This window comes from Haloparvum alkalitolerans (genome assembly GCF_050122995.1).
Lineage (GTDB): Archaea > Halobacteriota > Halobacteria > Halobacteriales > Haloferacaceae > Haloparvum > Haloparvum alkalitolerans.
In genome coordinates, this window is the sequence record NZ_JBNLIA010000023.1 from 1 (window position 1) to 7,805 (window position 7,805).

Genomic DNA, 7,805 nt, shown 5'->3' on the forward strand with positions numbered 1-7,805 from the left:
CGGATCGAGCCGACTGGGGCTTTCTGGGTGGTGCCGTCCCGATCAGCAGGACCTGCAACAGACACAGAAACACCATCTTCTGACAGAAAAACAGAACAACTACCGTACTCTACTCAGTATCGGTCCCTTTCGGGACGCTCACACGCTTCGTCCGGCGCGAGGTCGGGCGCCTACTCCGCGAAGTCGCGCCGCATCGCGATCTCGAACCACGGGCAGAGTCGGAGCTGGCGGTACCACTCGGGGTGTTCGTGGAGGTGCTCGTAGTCGACCCACAGCATGCCGGCGATCTCGTCCTCGTCAGGGTCCAGCGAGGCGTCGTCGAGGGTGACCTTCAGCACCGCACAGACCTCCCACTCCAGCCCGGCGTTCTCGTAGTAGCGCTTGTACTCGAACTTGTCCGTCACGCGGAGGTCGTTGTACTGGTCGGGGGTGATCCCGAGTTCCTCCTCCAGTCGCTGGCGGGTCGCCTCCTTCTGTGACTGCCCTTCGACGGGGTGGGAGGCGACCGTCCCGTCCCAGTGGGTGTCCCACAGGCGCTTGTCGGGCGCGCGCTGGGCCAGCAGGAGGTGGCCGTCGCCGTCGAAGATCAGGCAGGTGAACGCGCGGTGGCGGATCCCGTCGCCCGTGTGAGCGTCGAGGCGGTTCGCGAGCCCCTGCTCGTTGTCCTCGGCGTCGACTCGGATAACGTCCTGCGCGGCGTTCTCGTGCTCGAGGTCCCCCTCGTCGGCGGCGCCCGACGCGTCCACGTCGGTTCCCTCGGCGGCGTCCGTGGTGCTCATACGGGGAGTCACGGAGACCGGGACTAATAAGCGTTCGATAGTGCGCGGTCCGCGCGGCCCGCGCGGCTCGCGCGCTCCACGGGGCGTGTGCGCCCGACCCCGGTCCCGCCGTCCCGACGCTCCCGTCGGAGCACGGGCAGGAACGGCCGCGACTGCAACGTATATCCGTGGTAGTTCCTACCGTGACGTATGAGGGATACTCACAAGACATCGAGCGGTGGCGGCGACCCCGACGGCGTCGGGAGGCGGCGGTTCCTCGCGTACGCGGGCAGCGGCGCGACCGCGACGCTTCTGGCCGGCTGTTCCGGCGAGGACATCGACGACATCACGCCGACCGAGGGCGGTGACGGCACCGACTCCGGTGGCGGGAGCGGCACCGACGACGACGCGGACGGCGACGGCGAGAACGCGAACGCCATCACCATCGTGCAGGACTCGCTGCCGACGACGCTCGACCCACACGACCACCGCGAGGCGGTGACGACGCGGTCGCTCGCACAGGCGTACGAGGGGCTCATCAGGCGGAACGCGGACACCGAGATAATCGCCCAGCTCGCGACCGACTACGAGCGCCTGGACGACGAAACCGTTCGGTTCCACCTCCGGGAGGGCGTGCAGTTCCACAGCGGCAACGAGATGACCGCCGAGGACGTGGCCTACAGCATCAACCGCACGGTCGACCCCGACGTGGGGATCGCCAGTCCGCAGGCCGACCAGCTGACCGGCGTGGCGGGCGCGGAGCCGTCGATGGACGGCGCGGCCGTGGACGTGAACCTCACCAGCGTCAACCCCGCGGTGTTCGCGCTGTTCGCGGCGTACCTCACCGTGATGGAGCGGGAGTGGACCGAGAGCCGCGATGACGGCGAAGTCGGCCGGCAGATGAACGGCACCGGTCCCTACGAGGTCGGGGCGTACGAGGAGGACGTGGAGCTCGTCTACGAGCGCTTCGACGACTACTGGGGCGATCAGCCGGACGTGGCGCAGGCGACGTTCCGGGGGTCGACGGAGTCCAGCTCCCGGTGGAGCGCGCTGGCCTCGGGCGAGGCGGACCTGATCACCGACCTCAACCCTAACGACGCGCCGCAGGTCGAGGAGAACGAGGACACGCGCATCGACTCCTCGCCCGCGACGCGGCTCGTCTTCGTCGCGATGAAGTACAACGTCGAGCCGTTCGACTCGGTGCCGTTCCGGCAGGCGATGAACTACGCCATCGACCTCGACGCGATCATCGAGAACGTGCTGTCGGGGTTCGGCATCGCGCTCGGTCAGCCCACGCTCCCGGACTTCTTCGGCTACAACCCGGACGTGGACCCGTACCCGTACGACCCCGAACGGGCTCAGGAGCTCGTCGACGAGAGCCCGTACGACGACGTGAGCCTGACGCTCGACTCGCCGGTCGGCGACGTGTTCGGCGACGTGCAGGTCGCGCAGGCGGTCGCGGGCTACATCAGCGACCTCGACGGGGTCTCCTGTCAGGTGCAACAGCGCGAGTTCGCGTCGCTCGCGAGCGAGCTGACCGACGGGAACATGGAGACCTCGCCGGACATGTACCTCATCAGCTGGGGGAACGCCTCCTTCGACACCAGCGCCATCGCCATCCCGGTGCTGGCGAGCTACGGGTCGCTCACGACCTACGCCAACGACGACCTCGACGAGCTGTTCCGCGCCGCGGAGGACGAGCCGGACGTGGAGGCCCGCCGCGACCTCTATCACGAGGCGATGGCGCTGGCTCACGACGAGGCGCCGTGGATCTACCTGCACCAGCACCACAACCTCTACGGGATCAGCGAACGCCTCGACTGGGAGGCGCGCGCTGACGAGCAGATCTACGTGAAGGACATCGGGCTGTAGACCCCCCGAACGCGATTTTTGGTCCCGATCCCCGAGATGCCGACCGCGCTCAGGGATGCCGCTGGAGGTCCATCTTCCGGAACCCGTCGTCCCACTCCTCGCCCTGTTCTTTCGCCACCTCGTAGACACGCCGGAGCTCCGGGACGGGGTCCTCGTGGTCGTCGACGCGCACGTCGTGTTCGAGCCGCGGCTCGTCGGGGTCATAAACCCGCAGCGCGGCGCTCTGGGCGTTCTCCGCGCGCTTGTCGCCGCCCGCGTCCTCGCCGGCGGTGACGGCGGCGAGCAGCCGCTCGGGCAGCGGCTCGTCCGCGGCCGCCTCGTACGCCTCCGCGGCCGCCTCCACCACGTGCTCGCCGTCGAGCATGTTGCCCGCGACGGTGTAGCCGTCCCCCTCGATCCCGCCGAACCAGTCGACGCAGTTCTCGCCGGAGTGGTGGAACGTCGTTCCGTGGACGTCGACGCCGTGGACCTGGCGCTCGTCGGCGTGCTCGTCGCGGTCGATCAGCGTCCGGACCGCGGCCGCCACGTCCGCGCCCTCGTCCATCAGTCGGGCGGCGCGTCTGCCGAGCGGGATCGAGACGGTCGCCTGCGAGGAGAGCGCGCCGTGGTACGAGAGGTTGGGCGCGAGCGATCCAACCGTGGGCGCCTTCGTCGCGATGACCACGCCGTGTCGAGTGCCGTCCGTCGCGCAGATCGAGTACGTCATGCGATCCGATCGCACACGGTAGATAAAGGAATGCCGGAGACGGCAGCCCGCACCGGGGACGGCGCTCCGTCGGGGACCGAAGTCCGCTCGCTACTCCAGGACGACAAGCACGTCGCCCATGTCGACGCTGTCGCCCTCACCGACGTGAACGCTCGCCACGGTGCCCCCGCGCTCGGCGACGACGTCGTTCTCCATCTTCATCGCCTCCAGCACGCAGACCACGTCACCGGCGCCCACCTCGTCGCCCTCCTCGACGTCGACCGAGAGGATGGTTCCCTGCATCTCCGCCTCGATGGCCTCGCCGCCCTCCGCGACCTCGACCGCGGCGCCGTCGTCGTCGCCCTCCTGCGCCTGCGGCGGCCGTTCCGCACCGCCGGTGCCGCCCGCCTCCGGCGTCGGGATGGCGGGGGCACCGCGCTCCTCCAGCGAGACGTCGAAGCGCTTGCCGTTCACCTCGACGGTGAAGTCGCGCTCGGTGACCTCCTCGTCGCCGTCCTCGTCCGCGGTCGCGTCGCCGGTGCCCCACTTCTCCTGGGCCTCCGTGACGCGGTCGCGGTCGAGCTCCTCGTCGAGGTACTTCGTCGTGTGCGTGCCGCCGACGAAGCGGTCGTCCTCCAGCATGAGGCGGTGGAACGGGACGATGGTGACGACGCCCTCGATGTCGTACTCGGCGAGCGCGCGCCGGGAGCGGGCCAGACACTCCTCGCGGTCCTCGCCCCAGACGATCAGCTTCGCGATCATCGAGTCGTAGTCGGTCACCAGTTCGTCGCCCTGCCGGAGCGCGTCGTCGAGGCGGACGCCGATACCGCCCGGCGGGTCGTACGTCTCGAGGCTGCCCTCGTTGGCCGGCTGGAACTCCTGAGCGGCGTTCTCCGCGTTGATGCGGAACTCGATGGCGTGGCCGTCAAGCGTCACGTCGGACTGCTCGACCGAAAGCGCCTCGCCGGCCGCGACCCGGAGCTGCTCTTTCACGATGTCGATGCCGGTGAGCTCCTCCGTGACGGTGTGCTCGACCTGAATGCGGGTGTTCACCTCGAGGAAGTAGAAGTTCGCGTCCGGGCCGAGGAGCTCGCCCGGCTCGCGGTCGCCGTCCTCCTCGACGAGGAACTCGACCGTGCCGGCGTTGTAGTAGTCGGCCGCGGCGACGCCGCGGCGGGCCGCCTCGCCGATCTGCTCGCGGAGCTCCTCGGAGAGCGCGGGGGACGGCCCCTCCTCGATGACCTTCTGATGACGGCGCTGGAGCGAGCAGTCGCGCTCGCCGAGGTGGACGACGTTGCCGTGTTCGTCGCCGACGATCTGCACCTCGATGTGGCGGGGGTTCTCGAGGTAGCGCTCGAGGTAGACGGAGTCGTTCGAGAAGTACGCCTCGCCCTCCCGCTTGGCCGACTCCAGCTGGTCGGCCGCCTCGTCCGCGCTCTCGACGACCTTCATGCCGCGGCCGCCGCCGCCGCCTTCCGCCTTGATCGCCACGGGATAGCCGTGTTCGTCGCCGAACGCCGTGACCGCCTCGACGTCGTCGACCGGTTCGGTCGTGCCGGGGACGATGGGCACGTCCGCCTCCTCCATCACGCGGCGGGCGTGGGTCTTCTCGCCCAGCCGCTCCATCGCCTCGCTGGAGGGGCCGACCCAGGCGATCCCCTCGGCGTCCTCGACGCGAGCGGCGAACTCGGCGTTCTCCGCGAGGAAGCCGTATCCTGGATGGATCGCGTCCGCGTCCGCCTTGCGCGCGGCCTCGACGATCGCCTCCTGGTCGAGGTAGGAGTCGGCCGCGCGCGCCGGGCCGACGTTGTACGCCTCGTCCGCGTACCGGACGTGCCCGCCGTGCTTGTCCGCCTCGCTGTAGACGGCGACGGTGTCGATCCCCAGCTCCGCGCAGGCGCGCATCACGCGCACCGCGATCTCGCCTCGGTTGGCGACCAGAACCTTGTCGAACATTCTTGCAGGGTCTTCCACGAACGACCACCTCATTCTGTCGGTCTTTCCCGAGCGAGTCAACGGAGCGCATCGCCCCGGTCGACCGAGAATTGGTGTCGATGCGCAGCCGCCGACAGCGCCCGCGGACGCGCCGCGTTCTCACCGGGGATATTCCGGGGGATAGACATTTATACTCCCGCTCGAAAGGAACGCTGTCACCGGGATTCGGGGGAAGACCGGGGTCACATCCGGGGCGCGACCGACACAAGGGAAGTCGGGGGAATGCGCCGCCGGCCGACGAACATCGGCCGTTCGTTTCGTCCGCACACGCAGACGACGCCGAGCGCCGGCGCCATTTCTCACCGCCGTCAGACCCTCCCGCCGTCAAACCCCACCGCCGTCAGAACCGGTCCGCGCGCCCGGCCGCGCTCCACGCGTCCCGCGGGGCGTCGCGAGGGACGCGGACGGTCCGCCGGCTCGTCGACTCCAGCCGGCCCGCGAACGTCCAGCGGTCGCCGTCCCACGTCTCCTCGGCTCCGTCGGCTGCCGCGGCCGCGGCGGCCGCCTCCTGGTCGCGAAGGTGGGCCGCGACCGCCGCGACGATGGCCGCCGCTTCGCCCTCGTCGGCGTCGTCCGGGATCGCGAGCGCGGCGGGATCGAGCGCCGGCGCGGCGTCGCGTTCGCCCTCTCCCTCCCGCGGACCCGTGCCGTCCGGCGCGGTGTCGTCGGTCGCCATCAGATCGGGATGTTGCCGTGTTTCTTGTCCGGGAGGCTCTCGCGCTTGCCGGTGAGCATCTCCAGGTCGTCGATGAGGCGCGCGCGGGTCTCCTGCGGCTCGATCACGTCGTCGATGAAGCCGCGGTCCGCGGCCGTGTAGGGGTTCGCGAACTCCTCGCGGTACTCGTCGATGAGCTCCTGTCTGCGCGCGTCGGGGTCGTCCGCGGCCGCCAGCTCCTCGCGGTAGAGCACGTTGACGGCGCCCTTCGGGCCCATCACCGCGATCTCCGCGGTCGGCCACGCGTAGTTCACGTCGCCGCCGATGTGCTTCGAGGACATCACGCAGTAGGCGCCGCCGTACGCCTTCCGGGTGATGACCGTCAGCAGGGGGACGGTCGCCTCGGAGAAGGCGTACAGCAGCTTCGCGCCGTGGCGGATGATGCCGTTGTGCTCCTGGTCGGTGCCGGGCATGAACCCGGGCACGTCCTCGAAGGTGACGATCGGGACGTTGAACGCGTCACAGAAGCGGACGAACCGGGCGCCCTTCTGACTCGACTCGATGTCGAGCGTCCCCGCGTTGACGCGGGGGTTGTTCGCCACGATCCCGACGGAGCGGCCGTCGAGGCGGGCGAAGCCGACGACGATGTTCTTCGCGAAGTTCTCCTGGACCTCGAAGAAGGAGCCCTCGTCGACGACGCGGCCGATCACGTCCTTCATGTCGTAGGGCTTGCGCGGCGCGTCCGGAACGATGTCGTTGAGCTCGTCGTCCGCTCGCTCGGGGTCGTCCCACGGCTCGACGCGCGGCGGGTCCTCGACGTTGTTCTGCGGGAGGTACGACAGCAGTCGGGCGATGTCGTCGAGGGCGTCCTCCTCGCTCTCCTCCGCGAAGTGCGCGACGCCGGAGGTGGAGGTGTGGGTCACCGCCCCGCCGAGTTCCTCGAAGGTGACCTCCTCGCCGGTCACCGTCTCGATCACGTCCGGTCCGGTGATGAACATGTGCGACGTGTCCTTCACCATGAAGGTGAAGTCCGTGATGGCGGGGGAGTAGACCGCGCCGCCCGCGCACGGGCCCATGATCGCCGAGATCTGCGGGATGACGCCGGAGGCCTCGGTGTTGCGGCGGAAGATCTCCGCGAAGCCGCCGAGCGAGGCGACGCCCTCCTGGATGCGGGCGCCCGCGGAGTCGTTGAGCCCGATGACGGGCGCGCCCACGTCCATCGCCTTGTCCATCACCTTACAGACCTTCTCGGCGAAGACCTCGCCGAGCGACCCGCCGAAGACGGTGAAGTCGTGCGCGAAGACGAACGTCTTCCGACCGTTCACCTCGCCGTAGCCCGTCACCACGCCGTCGCCCGGGATCTGGTTCTCCTCCATCCCGAACGTGTGGTTCCGGTGCGTCCGGAACTGGTCGAACTCGTGGAAGGTGCCGTCGTCGAGGAAGTAGTCGATCCGCTCGCGCGCGGTCATCTTCCCCTTCTCGTGTTGGGACTCGATGCGGTCCTCGCCGCCGCCCTTCTCGGCCTCGGCGCGGCGTTCTCGCAGGTCCTCGATACGGTCGTCCATCGTCACGCGGGACCACCTTCAGTCATTACGTCGTGAGTCTCCGAGCGTCGGCAAAAGGGTTCTGCTACACGACGATATTGTGGTTCGACGTCCGTCGTACCCGCTCGTGTCCCGTCCCCCGTCTCGGTGACGATAGCCGAAACACGCGGGATAGCGATACTTAGTGGAGCACGGTAGTTGTTCTGTTTTTCTGTCAGCTAGTGGTTTTTCTGTTTCTGTTGCAGATCCTGCTGCGCTCGACAACAACGCCCAGAAAGCCCCAGTCGGCTCGACCA

6 protein-coding genes are annotated in these 7,805 nt (G+C 68.9%); 1 reads left to right on the forward strand and 5 read right to left on the reverse strand.

Going from position 1 to position 7,805, the window contains the following annotated elements; genetic code table 11:
• Positions 1-170: 170 nt before the first annotated feature.
• Positions 171-779, reverse strand: coding sequence for an NUDIX hydrolase (locus tag ACQE3L_RS15360; RefSeq protein WP_058366885.1), 609 nt, complete (start codon positions 777-779; stop codon positions 171-173).
• A 189-nt stretch (positions 780-968) separates the two neighbouring features.
• On the opposite strand from ACQE3L_RS15360, the gene ACQE3L_RS15365 reads away from it, so the two are divergent.
• Entirely contained in the window at positions 969-2,630 is a 1,662-nt protein-coding gene (locus ACQE3L_RS15365) for an ABC transporter substrate-binding protein (protein WP_426964736.1), read from the forward strand.
• Positions 2,631-2,679: 49 nt separating this feature from the next.
• Here ACQE3L_RS15365 and ACQE3L_RS15370 read toward each other — a convergent pair whose 3' ends face one another.
• From ACQE3L_RS15370 to ACQE3L_RS15385, 4 genes are all read right to left on the reverse strand, one after another.
• Positions 2,680-3,336, reverse strand: a complete 657-nt coding sequence (locus tag ACQE3L_RS15370) for a DUF1028 domain-containing protein (RefSeq protein ID WP_426964737.1) — start codon at positions 3,334-3,336, stop codon at positions 2,680-2,682.
• Between the two features lie 90 nt (positions 3,337-3,426).
• Positions 3,427-5,271, reverse strand: coding sequence for an acetyl-CoA carboxylase biotin carboxylase subunit (locus ACQE3L_RS15375; RefSeq protein WP_426964738.1), 1,845 nt, complete (start codon positions 5,269-5,271; stop codon positions 3,427-3,429).
• 379 nt (positions 5,272-5,650) lie between these two features.
• Positions 5,651-5,986 (reverse strand): DUF8022 family protein, encoded by a 336-nt coding sequence (locus ACQE3L_RS15380; protein WP_426964739.1) that lies wholly within the window; start codon positions 5,984-5,986, stop codon positions 5,651-5,653.
• Positions 5,986-7,530 (reverse strand): acyl-CoA carboxylase subunit beta, encoded by a 1,545-nt coding sequence (locus tag ACQE3L_RS15385; RefSeq protein WP_426964740.1) that lies wholly within the window; start codon positions 7,528-7,530, stop codon positions 5,986-5,988. The genes ACQE3L_RS15380 and ACQE3L_RS15385 overlap by 1 nt, the downstream gene beginning before the upstream one ends.
• Positions 7,531-7,805: the final 275 nt, after the last annotated feature.